The 23,869-nt window shown below is 64.4% G+C and carries 20 protein-coding genes and 4 pseudogenes; 10 read left to right on the top strand and 14 right to left on the bottom strand.

The window, feature by feature from the left end:
* The first annotated feature begins 18 nt into the window (after positions 1-18).
* Positions 19-461, top strand: a pseudogene (locus tag DQ405_RS00465) (ketosteroid isomerase-related protein).
* 323 nt (positions 462-784) lie between these two features.
* Positions 785-1,138, top strand: a complete 354-nt coding sequence (locus DQ405_RS00470) for a hypothetical protein (protein WP_178113958.1) — start codon at positions 785-787, stop codon at positions 1,136-1,138.
* 200 nt (positions 1,139-1,338) lie between these two features.
* Here the strand turns inward: DQ405_RS00470 and DQ405_RS00475 are convergent, their stop codons facing one another.
* The 10 genes and pseudogenes from DQ405_RS00475 to DQ405_RS00525 all read right to left on the bottom strand — a co-directional run bounded on the left by DQ405_RS00475 (position 1,339) and on the right by DQ405_RS00525 (position 11,587).
* The gene (locus DQ405_RS00475; RefSeq protein WP_168422410.1) at positions 1,339-2,991 is read right to left on the bottom strand and encodes a proton-conducting transporter transmembrane domain-containing protein; all 1,653 of its coding nucleotides are present in this window, start codon (positions 2,989-2,991) and stop codon (positions 1,339-1,341) included.
* Positions 2,988-4,484, bottom strand: a complete 1,497-nt coding sequence (locus DQ405_RS00480; RefSeq protein ID WP_168422411.1) for a complex I subunit 5 family protein — start codon at positions 4,482-4,484, stop codon at positions 2,988-2,990. The genes DQ405_RS00475 and DQ405_RS00480 overlap by 4 nt, the downstream gene beginning before the upstream one ends.
* A complete protein-coding gene (locus DQ405_RS00485) occupies positions 4,481-5,905 on the bottom strand; it encodes a complex I subunit 5 family protein (protein WP_168422412.1) in 1,425 nt (474 codons plus the stop codon). Before DQ405_RS00485 ends, DQ405_RS00480 begins: the two co-directional genes overlap by 4 nt.
* Complete coding sequence (locus DQ405_RS00490; RefSeq protein WP_168422413.1) at positions 5,902-6,183, bottom strand: NADH-quinone oxidoreductase subunit K; 282 nt, start codon at positions 6,181-6,183, stop codon at positions 5,902-5,904. Before DQ405_RS00490 ends, DQ405_RS00485 begins: the two co-directional genes overlap by 4 nt.
* Positions 6,180-7,091 (bottom strand): hydrogenase subunit MbhD domain-containing protein, encoded by a 912-nt coding sequence (locus DQ405_RS00495; RefSeq protein ID WP_168422414.1) that lies wholly within the window; start codon positions 7,089-7,091, stop codon positions 6,180-6,182. The genes DQ405_RS00490 and DQ405_RS00495 overlap by 4 nt, the downstream gene beginning before the upstream one ends.
* Positions 7,084-7,380 carry a cation:proton antiporter gene (locus DQ405_RS00500; protein WP_168422415.1) on the bottom strand — a complete coding sequence of 99 codons (297 nt, stop codon included), beginning with the start codon at positions 7,378-7,380 and terminating at the stop codon, positions 7,084-7,086. The genes DQ405_RS00495 and DQ405_RS00500 overlap by 8 nt, the downstream gene beginning before the upstream one ends.
* Positions 7,373-7,624: a monovalent cation/H+ antiporter complex subunit F gene (locus DQ405_RS00505; protein WP_168422416.1), complete on the bottom strand. Its 252-nt coding sequence runs from the start codon at positions 7,622-7,624 to the stop codon at positions 7,373-7,375. Before DQ405_RS00505 ends, DQ405_RS00500 begins: the two co-directional genes overlap by 8 nt.
* Positions 7,624-8,115, bottom strand: a complete 492-nt coding sequence (locus DQ405_RS00510; protein WP_168422417.1) for a Na+/H+ antiporter subunit E — start codon at positions 8,113-8,115, stop codon at positions 7,624-7,626. The genes DQ405_RS00505 and DQ405_RS00510 overlap by 1 nt, the downstream gene beginning before the upstream one ends.
* A gap of 118 nt (positions 8,116-8,233) precedes the next feature.
* A pseudogene (locus DQ405_RS28420) lies at positions 8,234-10,635 on the bottom strand (glycoside hydrolase family 65 protein).
* Complete coding sequence (locus DQ405_RS00525) at positions 10,628-11,587, bottom strand: PfkB family carbohydrate kinase (RefSeq protein WP_168422419.1); 960 nt, start codon at positions 11,585-11,587, stop codon at positions 10,628-10,630. The pseudogene DQ405_RS28420 and the gene DQ405_RS00525 overlap by 8 nt, the downstream one beginning before the upstream one ends.
* 408 nt (positions 11,588-11,995) lie before the next feature.
* Here DQ405_RS00525 and DQ405_RS00530 point away from each other — a divergent pair.
* The 5 genes and pseudogenes from DQ405_RS00530 to DQ405_RS00540 form a co-directional block, all read left to right on the top strand.
* Positions 11,996-12,736 (top strand): annotated as a pseudogene (locus DQ405_RS00530) (carbon starvation CstA family protein); the annotation flags it as partial.
* A gap of 86 nt (positions 12,737-12,822) precedes the next feature.
* A pseudogene (locus tag DQ405_RS28050) lies at positions 12,823-12,936 on the top strand (carbon starvation CstA family protein); the annotation flags it as partial.
* A gap of 27 nt (positions 12,937-12,963) precedes the next feature.
* Complete coding sequence (locus tag DQ405_RS27385) at positions 12,964-13,638, top strand: carbon starvation CstA family protein (RefSeq protein WP_241729739.1); 675 nt, start codon at positions 12,964-12,966, stop codon at positions 13,636-13,638.
* Positions 13,635-13,901, top strand: a complete 267-nt coding sequence (locus DQ405_RS00535; protein ID WP_168422420.1) for a cory-CC-star protein — start codon at positions 13,635-13,637, stop codon at positions 13,899-13,901. Before DQ405_RS27385 ends, DQ405_RS00535 begins: the two co-directional genes overlap by 4 nt.
* Entirely contained in the window at positions 13,892-14,878 is a 987-nt protein-coding gene (locus tag DQ405_RS00540; protein WP_168422421.1) for an ArsA family ATPase, read from the top strand. Before DQ405_RS00535 ends, DQ405_RS00540 begins: the two co-directional genes overlap by 10 nt.
* A gap of 19 nt (positions 14,879-14,897) precedes the next feature.
* Here the strand turns inward: DQ405_RS00540 and DQ405_RS00545 are convergent, their stop codons facing one another.
* Complete coding sequence (locus tag DQ405_RS00545; RefSeq protein ID WP_168422422.1) at positions 14,898-15,527, bottom strand: CDP-alcohol phosphatidyltransferase family protein; 630 nt, start codon at positions 15,525-15,527, stop codon at positions 14,898-14,900.
* Positions 15,528-15,903: 376 nt separating this feature from the next.
* Between DQ405_RS00545 and DQ405_RS00550 the strand changes: the two genes are divergently transcribed.
* The 3 genes from DQ405_RS00550 (at position 15,904) to DQ405_RS00560 (ending at position 20,149) form a co-directional block, all read left to right on the top strand.
* Positions 15,904-16,479 carry an antibiotic biosynthesis monooxygenase gene (locus DQ405_RS00550; RefSeq protein ID WP_168422423.1) on the top strand — a complete coding sequence of 192 codons (576 nt, stop codon included), beginning with the start codon at positions 15,904-15,906 and terminating at the stop codon, positions 16,477-16,479.
* A gap of 228 nt (positions 16,480-16,707) precedes the next feature.
* Positions 16,708-17,793, top strand: a complete 1,086-nt coding sequence (locus DQ405_RS00555; RefSeq protein WP_168422424.1) for a polyamine ABC transporter substrate-binding protein — start codon at positions 16,708-16,710, stop codon at positions 17,791-17,793.
* Positions 17,780-20,149 carry a putative bifunctional diguanylate cyclase/phosphodiesterase gene (locus DQ405_RS00560; protein WP_168422425.1) on the top strand — a complete coding sequence of 790 codons (2,370 nt, stop codon included), beginning with the start codon at positions 17,780-17,782 and terminating at the stop codon, positions 20,147-20,149. Before DQ405_RS00555 ends, DQ405_RS00560 begins: the two co-directional genes overlap by 14 nt.
* A gap of 10 nt (positions 20,150-20,159) precedes the next feature.
* On the opposite strand, the gene DQ405_RS00565 is transcribed toward DQ405_RS00560, so the two are convergent.
* The 3 genes from DQ405_RS00565 to DQ405_RS00575 all read right to left on the bottom strand — a co-directional run bounded on the left by DQ405_RS00565 (position 20,160) and on the right by DQ405_RS00575 (position 23,798).
* On the bottom strand, positions 20,160-20,834 hold the full coding sequence (locus DQ405_RS00565; RefSeq protein WP_168422426.1) for a DUF1028 domain-containing protein: 675 nt from the start codon (positions 20,832-20,834) through the stop codon (positions 20,160-20,162).
* A gap of 89 nt (positions 20,835-20,923) precedes the next feature.
* Positions 20,924-22,318 carry a sigma-54-dependent transcriptional regulator gene (locus DQ405_RS00570; RefSeq protein ID WP_206678893.1) on the bottom strand — a complete coding sequence of 465 codons (1,395 nt, stop codon included), beginning with the start codon at positions 22,316-22,318 and terminating at the stop codon, positions 20,924-20,926.
* On the bottom strand, positions 22,311-23,798 hold the full coding sequence (locus tag DQ405_RS00575; RefSeq protein ID WP_168422428.1) for a sensor histidine kinase: 1,488 nt from the start codon (positions 23,796-23,798) through the stop codon (positions 22,311-22,313). The genes DQ405_RS00570 and DQ405_RS00575 overlap by 8 nt, the downstream gene beginning before the upstream one ends.
* Between the last annotated feature and the right edge of the window lie 71 nt (positions 23,799-23,869).

The following is a 23,869-nucleotide window of genomic DNA, read 5'->3' on the forward strand; positions in this document are numbered from 1 at the left end:
GCGCAACGGATGATCGGAATGTCACTGAGCGACAATAAAAGGCTGGTTCGCAAACACATCGAGCTGTCCTGGAACCGCGGCCACATGGCCCTCGCCGAGCAGTTCCACAGCAAGGACTTTCTCTACAAGAGCTCGTTCGTTGGCCATCCCCTGAGCAGCGCCGAGTTCGCCGCGATGATCATGCAGATCCGCACGCCATGCCCGATCTCGAAGTGGTGATAGAGGACTGCATCGCCGAGGGCGACAAGGTGGTCACCTGGAGCACGCTGATCGGCACCATCGAGAATCCAGCCCTGGGCTATCCGCCCAGCGACAAGGTATTGAGCATCTCGGCCATGGCGTTCTGGACCCTGACGCCGAGCGGGCAGATTCGCGACATCTGCACCATGTTCGACATGGAAAGCTTCCGCTCTCAGCTCGGGCTGCCGACACGTACCTACGCTGAAAAAGCCCTGCCCTGACTGACACGGTCAACCACAAACCCGACGCTTCATCCCTTCGTGGCAGTCTTCGCCTCGGTTTCGCGATCCGCTTCCGGTTCGCATGCATGGCCGTTATAAACCTCTCTTGCCCAAGTAAAAGAAACGTACACAGCGCAATTACCAGTTAATTCGGCCACTCGTTTAACTATCGCTTCGATCGATTTATATAATTAGCCGAATCGATATATAAATAAATCGGTTATCACGATTGTCGATGTTTACTATTGATACGCTCGCGTTCCCCCATGTAGTTCTCGCCCGTAGCATAGGACCCGTACCTAGCTCCTACCGAGGACAACATTATGAAAACGCTACTTGCAAGTTTGATTCTGGCGAGCGCCGCCTCCACCGCCTTCGCTGTTCCGCCGAGCCATCCACAACCCCTACTGGGCGAGGCACAAGGTAGCGACACCGTGCGCGAGCACATCCTGAACGACCGTACGCTGACGGAGAACGGCTTTGAACGTACGCCGTTGGGCGAGCGGCTGGCCGAAGATGGTTTTGATCTGACCCCGCATGGCGAACAGCTGGCCGAGGATGGATTCGATCTGACGCCACAGGCGGACCGGCTGGCGGATGACGGTTTCGACCGTACCCCGCTGGGGCAGATGCTCGCAGAAGATGGCAGCGACCGAACCCACTTGGGACGGACCTGAAATAACCGATTCACTCAAGGCGCCGTTGGCGCCTTTTTTATCGGGTGAGACTTTTAAAACAACTTCCCGGCAGTGCGCACGCATTATTAATCGTTACAGAACAACTAACGAAGCGAAGGTCATAACTTTAGTTTTAACTGCAATTAAACCAGCCTATAAAAAATTTACTTTCTTATAAAGCTGCGCAAACTGCTGTCAACTCACCACAACCAGCCCAACCACAGCAGCGCCACCAGCAACCAGGCGCTCATGGCGAGCGTGCCGGTATTCCACAAGCGATTCCAGTGCCGCTCCCGCTGCCGCCAACGGGGTTGATCCGGGTCCGCGCTCGGCACCGCCAAGGGTGGTCGCTGCACCAGCCGCTTGAGCCGTAACGATAACCAGAGCGTCAGTTTCGGACCGGCAGCCAGCCGTGACGGGACGTTCCAGCCGAGCCGCAACGCCAGCATCGCCAATATGAGCGTCAACAGCAGCGGCCACAGCGCAGCCCAGATGCCGCTCGGGTACAAGCCATGCAGCATGGGTTCGCGCAAGGCGGGCCAGAGCCAGGGGAGCAACAGCGCCAGGCTGCTCAGCAGCGCCCACGGCAACAGCTGCGCTAACGGCGGCCACGATGCCGGTGCTTCCTGGGCGTCACGCCGCAGCAGCCACAGCGCGCGCGTCAGTAACAAGGCGGTGGTCAGGCTGCTGAAGCTCAACCAAGGCAGCCAAGCCTCGAATGTGCCGGCGCGCCAAGACTCCTTCAGCGCCGTCTTCACCGCCCCGCCGCTGGTCAACGGCAGCCCGATGATCGCCAGTGCCGGCACGGCCAGCAGCAGCCAGCAGATACGCGGCAGCCGTCCGGCATGGATCAGGCCGGCCGCGAGAAACAACGCACCCTTGGCCAGCCCGTGATGCACGCCGTAGAGAATCATCACCGTGGTCAGCGCCTGCAATTGCTCTGGATGGCGCCAGACCAGCGCCAGCAGCATCAGCAGGTAACCCATCTGGCTCACCGAGGAGTAGGCCAGCGCCGCCTTGGCCTTATTGGCAAGCAGCCCCAGCAGCGCCGGGTAGATCGTACCGAAGATGCCCACGGCAAGCAGTACCTCTGCCCAGCTGGACAGCAATGGATCCTGTTCGGGCAGGCAGCGCCAGAGGCCGAGGAAGCCCGCCTTGAGCATTGCCCCGGAGAGCACCGCACTGGCCGGTGCCGGCGCCGCCGGGTGCGCCAGCGGCAGCCACACGTGCAGCGGCCAGAATCCCGCCTTCAGACCGAGGCCGATCAGCAACAGCAGCAGGGTCAGGCCGTCCATGGGCAGCGCACGCCAGGCGGCAAAGGCAAAGTCGCCGTCAGCGGCGTGGCTACGCAGCATCAGCGCTGCCAGTAGGGCCATCTCGCCGCAGATCGCCAGCTGCAGATACAGCCGCCCGGCACGGCGCGGACCCGGGCCGCCCTGATGCACGATCAGTCCGTAAGCGGAAAGGCTCATGGCGCTGAAACCGAGATAGAAGCTCAGCGCATCGGTGGTGATGATCAGCAGCAGATTGCCGGACAGCGCCAGCAGCCAGAATGTCCAGAAGCGCATTCGCTTGGGATCGTCCCGCTGACTGCTGACGGCAAATATCCCGGCACATCCCCAGAGCAGCGCTGTGAAGCCCAGCCAGGCGCGGCTCAGCTCATCAACCGTCCCCCAGCGCACACCTTCCCAGAGCATCGGCAGGTCCAGCGCCGGCATCGGCCAGACGACCATGGCCAGCGCCGGCACACAACCGAGCCAGAGCCAGCCGAGGGCCCGCTCGCGCCAGATCAGCAGGCCCAAGCCGGCCAGCAAGGGCGCCACGGGGACGAGGAGCCAGAGCCAGGCGTTCATATTTCGAACTCTCGTTGGACAATCAGCTGCGCCCAACCCAGCGGGCTTAGCGCAGTGCCGGCAAGCAACCCGACCACCACCGCCAGCGCCGCCGTGAACAAGGCCGGCATCAGCAGCATCCAGTGCGTCTCCCAGCGCTCCTCGCGCCAGTTGTCTTCATGCCAGTCGGCCGGCTCGGCAAACCAGCCGCGCCACAACAGCGGCAGAAAATAGCCGGCATTGAGCAGCGCCGAGCCCAGCAGCACCAGCAGCACCCAATCCTGGCCGACCTCCAGCGCACCCATACCCAGCGCCCACTTGCTGGCGAAACCGGCAATCGGTGGAATCCCGATCATCCCCAGCGCGCCGATGCTAAAGGCCGTCATCGTCAGCGGCATGCGCCGACCGACACCGTCCATCTCGCGAATGCGATGAATGCCCAGGGTTTCGGCGAAATTGCCAGCGCAGTAGAACAGTGTCACTTTCATCAGCCCCTGATGCACCAGGTGCGCCAGACCACCGACAGCCGCGATCGGCCCGAGCAATGCCACACCAAGGGTCACGTAGGACACCTGGCTGATGGTCGAGTAAGCGAGGCGCTTCTTCAGCTCCTGCTGCTGCAGCGCCCGCAACGAGCCGTAGAGAATGGTCGCCGCCGCCAGCCAGAGCAACGGCCCAGCCATGTCCAGGCGGGACAGGGCCTCGGCACCGAACACGTCGTAAACCACCCGGATGATGCCGAAGGCTCCGGCTTTGACCACCGCCACGGCGTGCAGCAGCGCACTGACCGGTGCCGGTGCCACCATCGCCTGCGGCAACCAGCCGTGCAGCGGAATCAGCGCCGCTTTGACGCCGAGCCCGGCCACCAGCAGGACGAAGGCCACGCGCAGCGCCAGACCATGTTCCGAAACCGCCTGCAGCAGATAGCCACCGGGCTGAAAATCCTGCCCGCCGGTCAGCCCATGCAGTAACGCCACACCCATCAGCACCAGTGCGCCGCCGCCTATGGTGTAGGCCAGATAGACGCGCCCGGCCCGCAGCGCCTCCGGCGTGCCGCGATGTACCACCAATGGGAAGGTCGCCAGCGTCAGCATCTCGTAGAACAGCAGGAAACTGACCAGATTACCCGCCAGCGCCAGACCCACGGTGGCGCTGACGCAGAGGCTGAAATAGCCGAAGAAGCGCGAACGCAGCGGTGAGTTTTCCAGATAGCCAATGGCGTAGATGGTGGTCGCCATCCACAGCACCGAGGACAGCGCTACGAATAGCAGCGACAACGCATCGCCTTGCAATACCAGCGGTGCGCCGGGCAGGAACGGCAGGCTGAAGCGAAACTCCAGGCCGCGACTGACGCCGTAAATCATCGCCCCCACCAGCAGCAGCTTGAGACCCACCCCGCACAGGTTGAGCGCCACCCGAGTTCGCTGCTGATCCTCGCGCAGGGTAAAGATCAACAACCCTGGTATCAGAGAACTGAGCACAATCGACAAGGGCAACCAGCTGGTCCAGCTCATCGCGCCACCCCTCCAAGCCAGAGCAGCAGGGGTTCGCTGATGAGCGCCAGGCTTAGCACCAGCAGGGCCGGCAGCATCGCCAGCCATTGTGCAAGGCGATCCGGCGCCACACTGGGCGGATTCGGCCTGGCGCGATCAAAGCCCAGCGCCACCACCCGAAACACATACGCAGCGGACATCAGCGTGCCGAGCAGCACACCGAACGCCCAGGGCCAGTGCTGCGGCTGCTCGAACAGCGGCTGCAGCAACAGCCATTTGGCGAGAAAGCCGCCGCTGGGTGGCAGGCCGACCAGGCTGGCGCCGGCTACCGCAAAGGTCGCCATGGCCACCGGCATGTTCTGGCTGGCACCTTTCAGCGCACGCACCCGACGCGTGCCCAGCACCCGCTGCAACTCACCGGCGGCGAGAAACATCGACACCTTGGCCAGGCCGTGGGCGAGGATGAACAACCACAGCGCCGCCGTCATGCGCGGCTCTTGCCAGTGCAGCAGCAGGCCCAGCGCCAGCAACGCATAGCCCAGCTGCGCGACGGTCGAGTAAGCCACCAGCATTTTCAGTCGCGGCGCGCGCAGCGCCGACCAGCCACCGGACAGCAGCGCCAGGATGCCCGCCGCGGCAAATAGCGCGCCGGCTTGGCGTCCCAGTTCGGGCGGGGCGATCTGACTCCAGATCAGCCAGAGAATGTAGATCGGCCCCTTGACCACCAACGCCGAGAGCAACGCGCTGACCGCCGTCGGTGCGCCGGAATGCGCTGGCGGCAGCCACAGGTGCAGCGGCCACAGCGCCGCCTTGAGCATCAGGCCGACGCTCATCAGCAGCAGCGCCAGTCGCGTGCTGGCGTCCGCTTCGGCCAGTTCCGCCAGCAACAGCACATCGAGCGCGCCGTAGCGGCCGTAGAACAACGCGACACCGAACAGATAGGCGAGCGAGCCGGCCAGCGACAGCATCAGATAGTTGAAGGCCGGGCGGTAGGCCCTGCGTCCGGCCAGCGCCACCAGCGCAACGGCGGTAAGGCTGAGCAGTTCGAGCGTGACGTAGAGGTTGAACAGATCCGCCGACAGCCACAGGGCGGCCAGCGCGCCGTGCAGCAGGCAGGACAGCGGCCAGTAATCTTCGCTGCCGGTGGCATGCGGGCTGCGAGCGGCGTAGAGCGCCACCAGCAGATGCAATCCGGCGGTGAATACCATCAGCAAGGCCGTCAGCGGGGTCAACTGGAAGCGGATCGCCAGAGGCGTATCCCAGCCGCCAATGTGCAGCAATTGCGGGCCCAGTTGCATCGCCTCGTGCAGCGCCGCAGAGGCGGCCAGCAGGCTGGCGAGGCTGATGGCAATCACCCCCAGGCCGTTATGCCGTGGCTGCAGCAGAACCAGCAGCAGTCCGCCCAGCAACGGCAGGGCCAGGCTCAGCAAGGCCATGTTCATTGGCGCCGCTCCTCGTCGCCCTGCACCACTCCGGCCAGCCGCAACGCCAGCGCCGTGGCACTCACCGCCACCACCAGACCGGTCACCACCAATGCCACCAGCAGCGGATCGCTCGGCTGGCTGCGCGTCGCCAGGGCGATCATCACCAGAAACACGCCGCTGCCCATCAGGTTGAAGGCGATGATCCGCCGCAGCGCTTGCCGCAGGGTCAGCAAGCCATGCAGCCCGAGTAGCCAGAGCGCGGCGCCGACAGCCATCCAGAACAATGCGCTGCTCATGAGGATGACTCCTCTCCTTCGCCGATCACCAGCAGACTCAGGCTGGCGGCAATCGAGAAGGTCGCCATCGCTTCGATCAGCAGGATCACGTATTTGGCCGATCCGTCCGGGTAGTTCAGCCAGCCCCTGCCCAGCCAGGCGGTGGCGATGGCCACGCCGATAAAGACCAGCAGGCCGCCCAGCACCAGCAGCCGTAGCGGCGCGAACGACCAGCGCAGCCTCGGCAGCAGGCCGGACAAGCGCAGCAACACCACCCCGGCCGCGAGCAGCGAACCCGCCTGGAATGCGCCGCCCGGTGCGCTGGCGCCACGCCAAAGAATGTAACCCGCCGCCAGCACCAACAAGGGTGCCAGCACCCGTGCCCAGGCACGCAGCAGTGGCCAGGGTTCGGCGAGATCGAGGCTACGCGGGCCCAGCTGTCGCGCGCCGAGTAGCGCCAGCAGCAGGACCGCCAGTTCCAGTAAGGTGTCCCAGGCGCGCAGGTTAAGCAGCACGGCGGTGACCGGATGGCTGACACCGGTCTGCGGCAATACCCGAGCGATCTCGGCCGGCAGCGTCGAGGTGCGATCGGCCAGCGGTACAAGCCCCTGCACCAGCATGATCAGCAAGGGCAGCATCACCATCGCCGCGGCGAGGCGCTGGCGGATCGGCGTGATATCCGGCAGCTCCGCCGGCCCCGGCTGGCGCGCCAACGCCGCGAACAGCAACACCCCGGTCAGCCCCGCCCCGATGGCCGCCTCGGCCAGGGCCAGGTCTGCCGCGCCCAGGCGCGCCCAGATCAGCGCCAGCGCCAGGCCGAAGGCAATGAACAGCAGCACGCTGGCGTAGAGGTTGCGCCCATGCAGCGCACCAAAGGCAAGGCCGAGCAACAGCAGGCCGAGCGCGCCGTCGAATAGCCACTCAGTCATCGTCCGGCTCCTCGCCAGCCTGGCGTGCCAGCAGCTGGCAGGCGGTGGCGCTGGAGGCCAGTAGCAACAGCCAGATCAACAGCATCTGGCCAACTTCGAGCAGGCTGTCGGCGCGAAGCGACAGGCCCGCAATCACCAACCCAAGGCCGAGGGTATCGGCCTTGGTGAGGGCATGCAGACGGCTCACCGCATCGGGAAAACGCAGCAAGCCGATGCTGCCGGCCGCAAAAAACAGCAGGCCGCCAATCAGCAGCAACCAGCTCAAGACCATGAGCAGCAGTTCAGTCATGGCGGCTCCGTCGCAGCAGCTGCACCAGCGCGGCACTGGCGACCGCCGCCAGCAACCCCAGCAGCAATGCCACATCGCGCAGCGCCGGATGCCCTTGCCACTGCGCCAGGACCAGCAGCAAAGCCGTGCCGGCGGTGCCGAACAGCTGGATCGCCAGCAGGCGATCCACCCTATCCGGCCCCAGCACGACACGTCCCAAGCCGACGACGATGGTCAGCAGCAACAACGTCGAGTACAGCGCCATCAGCGGCCGCCTCCGCTACCGAGCAGCTGCACCAGGCGATCTTCCAGCTCGATCACTGTCGGCTCCCACCGCTGCCGTCGATCAAGCACGTGCACGCGCATGCTATCGGCGTCGATTCGCGAAGCCAGCGTGCCCGGCAACAGCCCAACCAGCGCCGAAAGCAACAGCCGTACCCGTGGCGATTCGGCGCGCAACCGGTAGTCGAGCCAGGCGGGCTCCAATGGCCGTCGAGGGTGCAGCGCACGCACCGCCACGTCCCAGGCGCCCAGCGTCATACGCCCGAGGAAGAACCAGACAAACCCCGGCAGCGCGCGCAGAGAGGGCTGCCAGGGCCGCGTACCGAGCCGGAGCGACAGCGCCACAGCAAGCAGAATGCTCGGCACCCCCAGCGCCCAGCCGCCACCCTCGGCGAACAGCGCCCAGATCGCCGCGTAAAGCAACGCCCAACCCAGCCCATCGAGCCAGCGGCGTCGTAGCCCGGTCTGTTCCATCACTGGTGCTCCTTGTTGTATCTCGCGTTCCTCGAACCGGAAACGGCTACGGTGCATGGTCGAGATCCGCACCGACGGGTATCGATGCGTTGACCGGCGATAAGCCGCATGCCGCGACTCACACCCCAACCCGACACGGCACCAGAAGTGACTGGCCGGGCTCGAGCTGCGCCCGCCCCTCGGCATGTCGTACCGGTACCGGCACCTGGTTGTCAGCATGGGCAGCCACCCACAACTGCCCGCCGCGCCGCTGCAACTCGAGCCGCGCCTGGCGGTAGGTCAGCTGCAAAGTCAGGTCGCCCAGCTCTGCCGGCATTGCCGGAAAAATGTGCAGCCCATCGAGTTCCAGTCGCACCCCGAGATAGTGCCGCTGCAGCACGTCCAGCGAGCCGCACATCGCCCCCAGATGGACGCCCTCCTGCGTGCCCTGGTTATCCGGTGCGTATAGATCGGTATTCAAGGATTGCTGGAAATACGCCCAGGATGCCTGGCTGTCGACCAGAGCCAACGCACCGGCGCACACTACCTTCGACAAACTCGACTCATGGGTGATACGCGCCAGGTGGTGAGCGAGGGTGTGGCGCCTGCTTTTTTCGTCGTGGTGATAACTGAGCCGCTCGAGCAACGAATCCAGCGCCGGCTGCGGCAGCAGGTGGTAGGCCATCAGCACATCGGCCTGCTTGGTCAGTTGATAGCCGTCACTGCTGTCGTGGCGCGCTTCGAGCATCCAGTCCAGGCGCGGCCGATCCCCATGCAGCCACTCCTGCGGCGGCGGTTGCAGTTGCTCGAAGCCCTCGAACTGACAGAGCACATCCTCGTCGATAAAGGGCAGATACATGCGCCGGCTGATGTCCCGCCATCGGGCGGGCTCGTCCACGCCCAGCTTCAGCCGCTCGGCCAGCGCGGCGACGCAGGATTCAGGCAGCAGCTCCAGCACTTGCAGGGCCCGGCACAAGGTCCAGGTCGCCATCAGGTTGGTGTAGGCATTGTTGTCCAGCCCCGGTTCGGCGGCGCCGGGGTAGCCGTTGTGGTACTCGTCGGGGCCGATCACATCGCAGATCAGGTAGCGCTGCCGCGCCGGGTCAAAGCGCACCAGGCTGGTCCAGAAGCGCGCGACTTCGATGATCAGCTCACCAGCTGGACCGGCCAGCAATGTCTCGTCGCCAGTCGCCAGATACAGCTGCCACGCGTCGTAAGCCACGGCGGAACCGATGTGCCGCTGCAGGTAGGTGTGATCGGCCATCCAGCGGCCCGACATCGGATTGCACTGCCAGGGCGGAGTTTCCTCTTCGCCGCTGCAGGCGCTGCGCCAGGGGAACATGGCACCGTGCAGCCCGAGCCGCGCGCCCGCTCACGGGCCTTATCCAGGCGTCGATGGCGGTAATCCAGCAGGCTGCGCGCCAGTTCCGGGAAGTGCGTGGCGAAAAACGGAAAAGCGAACAGCTCGTCCCAAAATACCTGGCCGTAGTAGCCCTCCATCCAGCCGCGCGGCGGGAAGCCGATGTCATGCCCGACGCTGTGTGGCGACACCGTCTGTAGCAGATGGAAGGCATGAAAGCGTAGCGTCAGCTCGAGCCGCGGGTCATCGGCATCAATGCGCATCCGCTGCCAGAGCCGTGCCCAGGCATCGCTGTGCGCCCTTTGCAGATCGGCAAAGCTGTCGTCCGGTAGCTGCTGAAGTAACTGCGCACGCGCCATGCCGTCATCCCTTGGCCGCTCCTGGTCGACCTGGACCACCACCCGCTTCTCGATGATAAACCGGCCATCGGCGGGACGACGGCATTCGGCTTGCTGTAACAGCCTCTGCTCGGCCTGCCGACCCCGCCACCGCAGGTCCATTCCAGGCGTGCGGACCTGTGCGGCCATCACCAGCCGGTGCTCTTCATCGGCCAATCCGGCGCTGAGCGCGGCGCGCCCGTCCTCCTCGTGCTGCAGCACGACGTCTCGCAGCCGCTGCCCTTCATAGGCCTGATTGCGCCGTATGGCCGCGTTCGTGACACCACCATCAAGGGCAGTGCGCAAGCGCAGCCGGTCGACTTGCGGCGGGATCTTAAGCGCCCAGCGCAACACTGCAAGCTGCGGGGTGGCCATGCTGACGAAGCGGGTTTCGTGCAGCTGTAGCACGTGGCCCGCCAGTTCGAAGTCCAGCTCGCGCTCCAGCAGGCCGCTGTCCAGCGTCAGCGACTGTCGATAACGGCGCAGTTCGACCCCATCGAGGCGGTACCAATCGCCGTCATTCAATGCGAAGCTCAGCCCGAAGGGGTCCGGGAGGTTGACCAGCGCTGCCATCTCTACCTTGCTGCCGTTGACCTCCCGGGCCGCATGGTCATACCAGCCGGCGCGGTAGAAGCCGGCGTAGTGATCGCCGGCATTCGCCGTATGCAACGCGGCGGCCTCCGGGGCACTGGCGCGGCAGGACAACAGGCCGTTGCCCTGCGCCAACAGCGCTTCACGGCGGCGCTCATCGGCCGGATCGTAATGATCGAAGACCAGCTTGCACGGCGCTTGCCGATTACCCATCGACTGCCCTCGTCCGTTCCAGCAGACCGTTCGCCATCCGCTCCACCTGCTCACGCGTCGGGTAGCTGGGCTGCGAGCTATAGCCGGAGACCGCCCGGTTTGCCGCCGCCACGCCCCAGGCGGCGGCCTCTCGGGGAGCACGACCTTCCAGCAGCGCGATGGCGAAGACCCCAGTGAAGGCATCGCCAGCACCGGTCGTGTCCACTGGTACCACCTCGCCCGGCGGGATGTGCAGCAACGCCTGCTCACTGGCTAGCACGCAGCCGCCATCCGCCAGCTTGATGCAGACGATGGGCGTGCCTGACCGCTGTAATTCACGCGCAGCGCTGGCGGCCTCCGCTACCGAACCAATGGAACGCCCGACCAGGCCCTCGGCTTCGGGCAGGTTCGGCGCGATGGCGTGCAGCTTGCCTAACAGGTCGCGCTCGAGACGATCCGGGAAGGACGGGTCGAGCACCGTCTGCAAGCCCTTGCGCGCCGCAGCCTCGATGGCGCGGCGCACAACCCAACCCGGAATTTCGTAATCGAGCACCAGGCTGGCCGGGGTTTCGCAGCCGTCAATGCACGCGGTCATGGCGTCGGCAGCCGCGTCATCCCAATAGTCGTTGGCCTCCGTGGCCAGGACGATCTGCTTCTTCGCATCCGGCGGCACCATGATCATCGATACGCCGGTGGATTGACCTTCGGCCTGCCCGACCCCCTCGACCTGAACGCCGGCCTCGCGCAACGGCGCAAGCGCCTGCTCGGCCAATGCATCGTCGCCCACTCGGCCGAGCAGGATGCTGCGCAGACCGAAGCGGGCCGCGAGGTAGGCAGTATTGCTGGCCTTGCCACCGGAAAGGCGACACAAATCATGAGCCAGCAGGGTTTCACGACCGCCGGGCGGCTCATCAATCCGCACCTGGAAATCGGCATTGATGCTACCCAGCGACAGCAACGTGAGGCGCTCCATGAACAGGCTCCGGTGAATCAGGCTCGTTCTTCAACGGACCTGAACCACCGGCCAGGGTTCGCGTTTCGCTGAGCGGCCCGGCGAATCGGGCTTCCGCAATCGCTCGATGATCGCCTCCAGCCCCGGTGCCAGAGCCTTCATGCATGCGATAGCCGCCCGGTCGCTTCCCCGCCCTACCGGGGAAACCTTTTGCGTTGCGGCCGCTCGAAGCTCAATCGCCCAGCCGTCCTGCTCTGGCTCGCGGTGCGCCGCCGCAGGGTCTTGCTGGTCGATACCGAACACAGCACCCGTCAGGGTGCCTAGTTATTAGCGGGCGACAGCCCAAGCCTGCGTGATGCCTGTATCGGGCACGCGTGCGAGGAGCCTTCGATGAGTGCGATTGCGTTGATGATTGTGGGGCTGGCGGCGATGTCGCTGGGGTATCTGTTCTACTCGAAGTTCATCGCCGAGAAAATCTACCGTCTCGATCCCAACTACCGCACCCCGGCCCACACCATGCGCGACGGCGTGGATTACGTGCCAACCAACAAGTTCGTACTCTGGGGTCACCACTTCACCTCCGTTGCCGGCGCAGCGCCCATTGTCGGCCCGGCCATTGCCGTTATCTGGGGCTGGGTGCCGGCCTTTCTCTGGGTAGTGCTGGGAACGATCTTCTTCGCCGGCATTCATGACTTCGGCGCGCTCTGGGCCAGCGCCCGCAACAAGGGGCAATCGGTAGGCATGCTCAGTGGCCGCTTGATCGGCTCGCGTGGACGCAGCCTGTTCCTGGTGGTGATCTTTCTCGTATTGCTGATGGTCAATGGTGCCTTTGCCGCGGTGATTTCCAACCTGCTGGTGTCGACGCCCACCTCGGTGATTCCGGTGTGGGGCGCGATCGTCGTCGCGCTGGTGATCGGCCAGCTGATCTATCGCTACAACGTCAAACTGCTTTGGCCCTCATTGGGCGGTGTGATCGTGCTCTATTTGCTGATCCTGCTGGGCAGCGCTTATCCGATCACGCTGCCCGACACAGTGCTCGGGCTGAGCGCCAAGTCGTTCTGGATCCTGCTGCTGTTCGCCTATGCCGCCATCGCCTCGCTGCTGCCGGTTTGGGTGCTGTTGCAGCCACGCGACTACATCAATGGCCTGCAATTGTTCGTCGGCCTCGGCCTGCTGTATTTCTCGGTACTGTTTGGCGCCCCTGAACTGGTGGCGCGGCCTACAACGCAGAACTGCCGGCCGACAGTCCGAGCATCGTGCCGCTCCTGTTCGTCACCATTGCCTGCGGTGCCATCTCCGGCTTCCACGGGCTGGTTGCATCCGGCACTACGTCCAAGCAGCTGGACAAGGAGACCGACGCCCGCTTCGTCGGCTATTTCGGCGCAGTCGGTGAAGGCATGCTCTCGCTGGCGGCGATCATCTGCTGCACAGCCGGTTTCGCCACGCTGCTCGACTGGCAGCAGGTCTATACCGCCTTCGGTCAGGGCGGCGTGAATGCCTTCGTTCAGGGCGGCGGCACCCTGCTCGCCAATGGCCTGGGCCTGCCCGCCGACCTCGGCGCGACCATCCTCGCGGTGATGGCGATCCTCTTCGCCGGCACCACCATGGACACCGGCCTGCGCCTGCAGCGCTTCGTGATCCAGGAAGCCGGCGAACTGGCCGGTATGAAAGTGAACACGCTGGTCGGCACGCTGATCGCCGTCGGCGTGTGCATGGCGCTGGCATTCGGCGCTGGCTCCGAGGGCAGTGGCGGCATGGCCATCTGGCCGCTGTTCGGCACCACCAACCAACTCCTGGCGGGGCTGACGCTGTCGATCGTCACGGTGCTGCTGATCAAGCAGGGCCGGCCGGCCATCTACACGCTGGTGCCGCTGGTGTTCCTGCTCGCCATGTCGATATACGCACTGCTGGTGCAGATGGGCCAGTTCTATCGCGCCGAGAACTGGCTGCTGCTGGGTATGGATGTGGTGATCCTGATCGCCGCGCTGTGGGTCACGCTTGAAGCGATAGGCGCCATGCGCAAAGGCCGTGATCCGGCTGCCGAGATGACGACTGACGAGCCGCTGCCATGAGCGGGGAACGACTCTTCCTGCAAAAGCTTGCCGATGGACTGCAGGAGTTCTATGTCGCGCCCTACCGGCGCACATTCGCCCGTGCCCGGCGCGACGAGGACGACCTGTTCATGCTGCTGGTTTTTTCCGAGGCGCTGGGTGTGCCCAACCCCGCGGCCTGGTACACCCTGGAGCTGATGCCCGAACTCTACGAGCGCTTCCATGACTGGCATCGACGCATGGGCATGGAGCACTCGCCGCTGGATCACATCGGATGTTGCTAGAGCTGGCTGCGCAGCGCCGAGTGTTGTTCATCGGCGGCAAGGGCGGCGTCGGCAAGACCACCGTTGCCGCCGCTACCGCCCTGCAGCAAGCCGGGACCGGACGCCGCGTGCTGCTGGTTTCCACCGACCCGGCGCACAACCTGGGGCATCTCTGGAATCGCCCGATTGGCGCCAGCATCGTGCGCCTGGCCGCGGGTCTCGATGGCCTGGAGCTTGATCCCGAGCTCACCGTGCGCAGTCATCTGAACGAAGTGGGTGCCGCCCTGCGCCGATTGATGCCGCCGCATCTGGCCGGCGAAGTCGATAAGCACATGGCGCTGTCCCGCGATGCACCCGGCATGCACGAAGCGGCGCTGCTCGAGCGCATCGCCGATACCGTCACCCAGGGCCTTGATCGCTACGATCTGCTGGTGTTCGACACCGCCCCGTCGGGCCATACCTCACGGCTGATGGCCCTGCCGGAAATGATGACCGCCTGGACCGAAGGCTTGCTGCAGCGTCAGGAACGCAGCAAGCGCTTCGGCGATGTGTTGCGCAATATTGGCAAGGACGACGCAGGCCTGGGTGAAAGCATCCTCGGCCGCGAAGCGAGTGACGGCGACGACCGCCAGCAACGTGTGCGCCAGCTGCTCTACCGGCGGCGAGAGCGCTTCAGCCAGCTGCGTGACGTGATTCAGGATCGCCAGCGCTGCGCGTTCATCATCGTGCTGGCCGCCGAGCGCCTGCCGATGCTGGAAACCATCGAGCTACAGGCCCAGCTGCAGCGCAGCGGCATCGACGTCGCCGGACTGGTGGTGAACAAGCGTTCGCCAAGCAATGCCGGCGCCTTTCTTGCCGAACGCCACGCTGGGGAGCAGCGCCATCTGGACAGCCTCCAGCAGGCATTGCCGAACCTGCCGATTCAACAACTGCCGCTGCTCGCCGAGGATGTGGTCGGCGAGGCTGCACTGAGGGCATTTGGTGCACGGCTGCAATAGCGCACTGTACGGAAAAGGCTCAACCAGAAGACTCGGCACGCGCCAACTGACCGGCAATGATCCTTGTGCGACTCACGCACGTCATGACTGAACCAGCCGCAATGATGACAAGCGCGAGCAATAGCGAATTGGACGTGGCGAAGAAGATGGATTCTGGGATGTTCAGCGCCAGACCAGCCGTCATGGCCGCCATCCGGTGCTGCTTCGCCATGGGGCCGCTAAAGGTCTGCTTAAGCCCGAGAGCGCCGCCAAACACCCGCACGTAGGCCGTCAATGCAGCGGCAAGCGCAGCGAACCAGCCAAGCGACGGACTACCTGCTGCATATCCCAGCGCCACGATCAGCACGGTGTCTGCAATGCGATCCGGAAATTCGTTGTACAGACTGCCAAGTCTCGATTGCTTACCGCCCTCGACGGCCACCATGCCGTCGAGCAGGTTGCAAACCAGCCTCAATTGAATGAACAGGATGGCGGCAAATGAGACGATGACGCTGGCAGAAGCTACCAAAGCTGCTGCTGCAACGACCGCGAAACCGATACTTGCGATTGATATCTGATTAGGCGAGACATCATGGGCGATCAAAAGCGTGGCAAGTGTCGTTGCCCAGCGTTGGGATCGTGACTTGATGGGCCTGCGGTTATCTTGCATATGGCGTTCCTTCCCTGTGACGCAGCAATGGGTCGCTAGTAGGACCGAAGGATGCAAGCGCTTCAAGCGCAGCGGTCACAAACCGGAAGTTGGCTTTGCTCGAAGAGGTCGCCCAGCCGCCGCGGCGCCAGTCCCCGTATGAAGCAGATCCGACCGGCCACCCCTGGTCTGTACCTTCATGACATGCCGCCCCTTCCAAGTGCAACAAATCTCCGTATAGTGCGCCGTCGTCCCGGCGATGCCGACCCCGCGTGGTCTGGCACTGTCTGACGACCGAGGCATGACCCTTGCCTGACCCATTTCGCAGCCCACCATCCCGGCGCTGCGTTTGCCGAATGCCCTATCCGGGTGGCCGGCTTGATACTGGAGATACACGATGTCTACCGAACCCGTCACGCTGATGGTGGCCCGCCGCGTGCGCGATGGCCGTTACCACGATCTCCTCGCCTGGCTGCACGAAGGCGAACAGCTGGCCGCGGACTTTCCCGGCTACCTCGGCTCCGGCGTGCTGGCACCGCCGCCAGGCGACGATGAATTCCAGATCGTCTTCCGCTTCGCCGACGAGCAGACCCTCGACAGCTGGGAACATTCGGCCTCGCGCCGGGCCTGGCTGCAACGCGGCAGCGAACTGTTCGGGCAACCCCACGAGCACCGCGCCCGCGGCATCGGCACCTGGTTCGGTGGAAACGACAGTGCGCCCCCGCCGCGCTGGAAGCAGAGCGTAGCGATCTGGCTGGCGTTCTTTCCGGTATCGCTGCTGTTCAATCTGATGTTCGGCGGTGCACTTAGCGAGCTGAGCCTGGTGATGCGCATTCTGCTCACCACGCTGGCGCTCACGCCGCTGATGACCTATCTGTTCATTCCGCTTTCCACGCGCCTGCTGGCGCCCTGGTTACAGACCCCGCCTCGCCCGCACATACGTCACGGTAAACAGGCCGTCCCCGCCCGCTGATCGACTGGCAGCAAACAACTCGTAAAAAAACATTGCTGCCATTCATCTGACGCCATTAAAGTGCCACTACCGCAGGCCGATAATCCGGTTGATCCCCGCAATGACGTTCGAAGCCGAGCCGACGCGACGGAACATCCGGAAGGCAGGCAGTACGCACATGCGTAATCGCTACGCCTAGCCGAACTCAGCGAGCCGACCAAGGCAGTGCCATAGCGGATGGAGCAACGGATGAATGACAACAACCCGGAGTCGCCTGCGTGGCGCCTGTGCGGCGCCGTTCTGGTCGCCGCCAGTCTGCTGTTTCCCTCGGGCCTGGTGCGCGCAACGGAAACGCTGACACTGCTGAACTGGGAAGAGTATCTCAGCGAAGCGGTAATCGAGCGCTGGCAGGCCGAAACCGGCGTCGCCCTTCAGCAGATCTATTTCGATAGCGGCGACAAGCGCGACGAGATTCTTGCCAAGCCGGAGCACCGGATCGACTTGGTCGTGGCCGGGCGAATCAGCTCCGACCGGTTTGGCTCGCGCAGCCTGCTCGAGCTTATCAGCGATGCTGAACTGCCGAAGCTGCGCAACGTCTCGCAACGCTGGCGCGACAGTTGCGGTGCTTACAGCGTCCCTTACCTGTGGGGCACGCTGGGCATCGTCTATCGGGCCGACCGTATCGCCGAAGCCCCGCAATCCTGGGCTGCATTGCTGCAACCGACCAAGCGCGACGAACCGCATATCATCATGATGGAAGACCACGAAGACATCCTCGCCGCCCCGCTGATCTACCAGCAGCGTTCGATCAATACGTCCGATAACGACGAGCTCAGGGCCGCCTTCGAACTGCTTCAGGCGCAGTCCAGCGCCGTGCTGACTTACGAATACGCGATCACCTCGCTGAAAAGTCAGCGCCATCTCGACCAGGCCGACATGGCACTGGCCTATAGCGGCGACCAGCAGGTGCTCAACGAAGTCGAGGGTATCGAGGGCGAGCCGTGGCGCTATGTGGTGCCTAAGGAGGGCACGCTGCTCTGGGTCGACTGCCTGTCGATCCCGGCTAATACCCCAAACAAGGCACTGGCTTACCGTTTCCTGAACTTTATCAGCGACCCCGAGATCGCCGCACTGAACGCGGCCGAGCTGGGCGTCGCAACACCCAACGCCGCCGCTCGAGCGTTGCTGCCTGACGCGATCCGACAGGATCCGAGCATCTATCCGCCAGACGAGGTGCTGGAGCGCAGTCAGGTCTTCGAGACGCGGCCAATGGAAGCCACGCAGACGCGGCGACGCATCATCAGCGCACTGATTAACGCCCATGACGCTCGGTAAACGCGCGCTGCTGGTGATTTTCCCGGTCATCCTGATCATACAGCTGGTGGCCGCGTCCACCGCCTACCTGACCCAGCGGGCCGCGCTGCTGGGTCTCGAACAGGCACGCCTGGCGCAACAGCTATCGGTATTGAAGTCTGCCTACATGGACTACGAGGCGTTCAGCCGCAGCGTGCTCTACTCGATCATCGACAGCGAGGCGCTGTTGCTGTTTCTGCGCGAGTCGAACACTGCCTACCGCAACGAAACGCTGGGCCTGCGCATTCAGCAAAGCATCCGCTCGCTGTCCACCAGCGGGCTGCCGTTCGTCTCCTTCGCGATCGTCCAGCCTGACGGCGAGGTGGCCTACTACTTCGAAAGCAGCCTGTCGCCATTCGCCACCATCAATGCCCGGCAGCAGCAAGCGGTCCGTGATGCCAGGCAGGCGGTCGACACGGGTGAGATCAGCTACCTGACCGATACCAACAATGGGCCGTTGCTGCTGGACACCGATTTCATCCTGCCAGCCTCAGGCAGCCAGCCGTTGCCAAGCCAGCGGGCCGAGGCCTTCGCCGTGCAACTGGCGGTACGGCCGGAACGCTTCGTCGCACTGAAGGAGCGCCTCGAACGGGAATATGGCGCGACGGTCGAAATCGCCCCGACATTGCCACCGGTTGCGACCGGCCTATCGGCCGATATCGAGCTGTCGAGCGCACTGCAGGCGCGACTGACACCGGCACCGGACTATATCGCCAGCCGCCTGCAGACCCTGAGTGTGGCCTTTATCACCGGCGGCTCGCTGGTTTGCCTGATTACCATCGGTCTGTTGTTGGTACTGATCCGCCGCTACGTCACCGACCCCATCAGCCAACTCGACAGCCAGCTCACCGATCTGTTGTTGCGCAAGCGTGACGCCCTGGACCAGCCCGGCGATGGCGGCGAGATCGGTCGCCTGACCCTGAACATGAAGACGCTGCACGAGCGCAACACCGCCGCGCTGCAACATATTCAGGAGATTTCCTGGACCGACGGCCTGACCCATATCAGTAACCGGTCTCACTTCGGCATGCTGGCCAGCGCGATGTACGAACGGTGCGTGCGGGACGGCCGGCAACTGGCGCTGCTGTTTCTCGATCTGGATAACTTCAAGCAGATCAACGACCAGCATGGTCACGATGCCGGCGATGCGCTGCTGCGGATCTTCGCCAAACGCGTACAAGGCGTGCTGAAGCAGTATCGGCAGGCCCATCCTGATACCGAGACAGCCTTCGCACGGCTATACGGGGACGAATTCGCCATCTTGTTGATGGCTGATGCCGGCACCGACAGCTTGCCGGCGCTCACCGACGCCGTGCTGCATCTATGCCAGGGTGGTTTCCGTGAGGAAGACCGCATGTACCCGGTCAGCGTCAGCATCGGCACCGCCCGCTACCCTGCCGACGCCGAGTCCATCACCCAGTTGCTGACCCGTGCCGATACGGCGATGTATCAGGCCAAGGCCGAAGGCAAGAACGTCGCCGTGGCCTTCTCCGCGGAGCTGGAGCAACGTAACCAGCGCATCCGCCTGGTCGAGGAGCAGTTGCGTCTGCTCGATGGGGACGATCAGTTCCGCCTGGTTTACATGCCGGAGGTGGACCGCGAGGGCCGCGTGGTCAGCTGCGAGGTGCTGCTGCGCTGGCATTCGCCGCTGCTGGGCACGGTATCGCCGGGAGAATTCATTCCCATCGCCGAACGCGCCGGGCTGTTCCCGAAAATCGACAGCTGGGTGATCAACCATGCGTTGGCGAACTACCCCGAGCTGGTCCGGTTGTTCGGCGAGCACGTGATCCTGGCGATCAACGTGTCATCCGCGCAACTGACCGATGATCGTCTCTGCAATTACCTGATCGAGCGTGCTGCGCATCATGGCATCTGCACCAGCCGTATCGAGATCGAACTCACCGAGACCCACGCCGCCGAACTGAACAGCAACACCATGGAGGTTGTTCGCGCGATCCGCATGGCCGGCTTCCGCGTGGCCATCGATGATTTCGGCGTCGGCTATACCTCGATCCAGCAGCTGCTTGAATATCCGGCCGATACCATCAAGCTGGACATGGCCATCATCGAACGCCTGACCCGCGCCGACATGCAGGAAAGCCTGACGGCGATCGTCGCGTTCTGCCAGGCGCAGGGCAAGCGGGTCAGCGCCGAGGGCGTGGATACCCTGGAAAAGCAGGCCGCGCTGTTGCAGGCAGGCTGCGACCTGTTCCAGGGTTATCTGATTTCACCGCCGCGCTCGGCGGCCGCGTTGGCCGAATGGATGGCGATCCGCAATCGCTCGACCGAGCTGCGCCTCGAACCGTTGCATGCACATGCCAGCCCCGCTCAGAGCTGAGCGCAGGCATTCAGATCGGATCTTCGTCGGCGGCACCGGCAGGGTTGGCCCGAGTCGGCATGCGCAGCATCTCGGGTAGCACCTGGCGCTCGAACACCGCGTGTAGCCGGCGCAATTCGGTCAGCGGCTCGGGGTGATGATCAACGCGAATGTCCCACAGCGGGTATTCCTCGCGGTCGACCACATAGATCGTTGCCGACGACTCGCCATGCCGGTCGCCACCGAGGCTATCGCCAGCGGCGAGCGCCTCCATCAGGCGTTCCACCAGCGGCAGGAAGCGCGTGCAGTTGAGCGCATCGACCACCGCTTCGAGCACGTCGCGGCCAGTCAGCCGGTTGCCTTGCACGCAGAAGCCATCACCGCTGATGGAGCCGGACCAAGGCAGGCACTGGTCGCCGGTCCAGCAAGCCACCTGCCCCTGATTGTCGACCACCGCCAGTTGACGTTGCGACATGCAGGGATCGGTCGGCTTGAGGCGCTCGATCACCTCGCGGGCATCGACGCCCTCTCGCAGGAGATCAAGCCCGTCAATGCCGAGATAGGGATTGATACGCGCCTGGGTTGCCAGCGCACCGACACCTGCGGCGGCATGGGTCAGCAGCTTGCCGACGGCGGGCATGGCCGTCGCGGCGGCAACGCCCAGCTGACCGGTTCGCGCGCATCTTGCAACGATCGAGAATGTCATGCCGCACCCCACTCAAGGCCTTTGAACCTTGGGCTATCGCCACACGCAGATCGTTCCGCTTGAGGCCTGCAATTGGAGGCGGCGGGGGCTCAGACATCGTCCTGTTCCCGCTCGCCCAGCCGACGGTACAGCGTGCGTCGGCCGATGCCGAGCAATGCGGCCGCGCGTCGCTTGTTGCCCTCGACCCGCTCCAGCACATGGCGGATATAGCGCATCTCCAGCTCATCGAGGGTCGGCAGCAAGGGGCCATCGATCATCAACCCAAGCAGGTCGTCGGCACGAGCACTGGGTGTGCTCTCCTGATAACTGGTAATGCGCGCCGGCAGATGTTCCAGCTCAATGCTACGGCCATGGCAAAAGGTTACCGCGCGCTCCATGGCGTTCTGCAATTCCCGCACGTTGCCAGGAAACGGATAGCGCCGCAGCTGCTCCAGTGCCGTGCGCGACAGACCGCGAACCGGGCGGCCATCGCGCGCGGCGAAATGCGCGACGAAACCGGCGGCGAGCAGCTCGCGGTCCTCCTCCCGGTCACGCAGGGGCGGCACCTGCAGGATGAAGGTCTCCAGGCGGAAGAACAGGTCCTCGCGAAACGACTCGCGCCCGGCCGCGGTTTCAAGCGGGCGGTTGCTCGCGGCGATGATGCGCACATCGACGTTCAGTTCGCGTTCGCCGCCCACCGGCCGGATGGTGCCTTCCTGCAGCACGCGCAGCAGCTTGGCCTGCAGCGGCAGCGGCATTTCGCCGATCTCGTCGAGAAACAGGGTGCCGCCATCGGCCTGCTGAAACAGGCCCTTATGCGCGCGATTGGCGCCGGTGAAGGCGCCGGCGGCATGGCCGAAGAATTCACTTTCCAGCAGTTCGGCCGGCAGCCCGGCACAGTTGATAGCCAGAAACGGCCGTTGCGCCCGCTCACTCTCGGCGTGTATGGCTCGAGCGACCAGCTCCTTGCCGGTGCCGCTTTCGCCGATCACCAGCACCGGCCCAGCGGCGCGGGCCAGTTGGCGGATCTGGTCGAACAGTTCGCGCATCACTCGACTGCGGCCGAGCATGCCATGGAAGCGGTCATCGCTGAGCAGTTGCTGAAAGCGTCGCACCTCGTCGCGCAGCCGGCGCGTTTCCAACGCGCGCGACACGGCCAGGCCAAGGTGCTCCAGGTCCAGCGGCTTGGTAAGGAACTCGTCGGCACCTTCCTTCAGCGCCGCCACTGCCTGCTGAATGCTGCCGAACGCCGTGATCACCAAAAACGCCGGCGCCGCCTGCATCGCCTTGACCCGCCGCAGCAGCGCCATGCCATCGGCGCCCGGCAGGCGCAGGTCGCTGACCACCAGATCTGGCTCCCAGCTTTCCAGCAGCGGTACGGCGTCCTCCGCGCTCGCCACGGCATGCACCTGCAGCGCACGGTCTTCCAGCTCCTCGACCAGCAGCTGGCGCAGGCTGTCGTCATCTTCGACGATCAATACCCGTTGTGGAGCGGTGTCATCCATCTGCATCTATGTCGTCCTCGTTGGCGAGCGCCAGGGAAATACGAAACGCCGCGCCACCCAGCGAGCTCTCGACCAGCTCGAGACGACCGCCGCACTCGGCCACCACCCCATGTGCCACGGCCAGCCCCAGGCCGCTGCCCTTGCCCACCGGTTTGGTGGTAAAGAACGGTTCGAACAGGGCGGTGCGGTGCTGCTCGGCGACGCCCGGGCCATCGTCTTCAACCTGGAACATCAAGCAGTCGGCCTCCTGCCACCAGCGCAGCGCCACTTGGCCGCCTGGGCTGGCCTGGGCGGCGTTGCGCAGCAGGTTGGTCAAAGCCTGTTCGAAGCGCGGCGGATCCACCTCGCAGTACAGCGCAGTCGGAGGCGCCTCCAGACTGAGCTCCACGTTCAGCGATGCCAGCTCGTCGGCCACGGCTGCGGCCGCCGAGTGCACCAGCACCTCGGCGGGCATGCGCCGCGGCGGTTGACCAGCCGCGCGACCGAAGTCCAGCAATTGGCGAACTATCTCGCTCAGCCGCTGCACCTGGCTACGAATCTGCAGCAACCCCTTGCGCGGGCCGTCTTCCAGCGTCTCGCTGCGTAATACGCGCTGGGCCTTACCGTCGATGACGCTGAGCGGGCTGCCCAGTTCATGTGCCACTCCGGCAGCCAGGCGGCCAACCGCCGCCAGTTGCTGGGTGCGTCGCAAACGGGTCTCGAGTTCTGCCTCGCGCGCCTTTTGTTCGGCCATGCGCTGCTCGGCATCGGCGATGCTGTCGAGCATCTGATTCAGCGCCCGGCCGAGCACAGCGATTTCCTGCGGGCCGCTGCGCGGGGCTCGATGCTTGCGATCGCCGGCGGCGACCCGCGCCATGCTCTGTGTCAGTTCATGCAGGTGGCGGCCGATGGCCGACCAATGCCCGAGCAGCACGATGCAGATCGCAGCCAACGCCAGCACCGCAGCTGAAATGCCGGCAATCACCCGCAGCTGCCGGGTGTCACGTTCGAAATCATTCCAGCGTCGGGTGACCTGCAACAGCCCGTTGATACGCCCGCCGCTTTGCTCCAGCGGCAGGAAATAGGAATAGACCTCGCGCCCGCGGATGCGCTGATAACCGCCGCGACGCTTGCCATCGGCGGTCAGTTGCTGGATCGAGGATTGATCCTGGTCCGGCGCGATGCCTCCGGCGAATGCCACCAGTTCACCTTGATCGTCATAGAGATAAGCACCGTAGACGCGGCCTACGCCGAGCACCGACTCCAGCACCTGTTGCGCAGTGCGGTCGTGCTGCTTTTCCAGGCTGTCGCTGAGCGGCAGCCGAACCGCCCGCGCCACCAGTTCGACTTCTTCTTGCAAGCGCCGCTCGCTGTTGCGCTCGACCGTCCACAACAGCAGATAACTGAAGCCGAGCATGATCGCCACCAGCGGGATCACCACCTTCAACAAAAGCGCGCCGCGCAGGGTCGATGTTCTTTGCCAAACTGCTACATGTGCCATTCTGGCACGATACAGAGCCACCTCTTTAGCGTCGATGCGAACAGGACGGACGGCAAAAAACTCTACAAATC

This window comes from Pseudomonas sp. SST3, assembly GCF_003325755.1.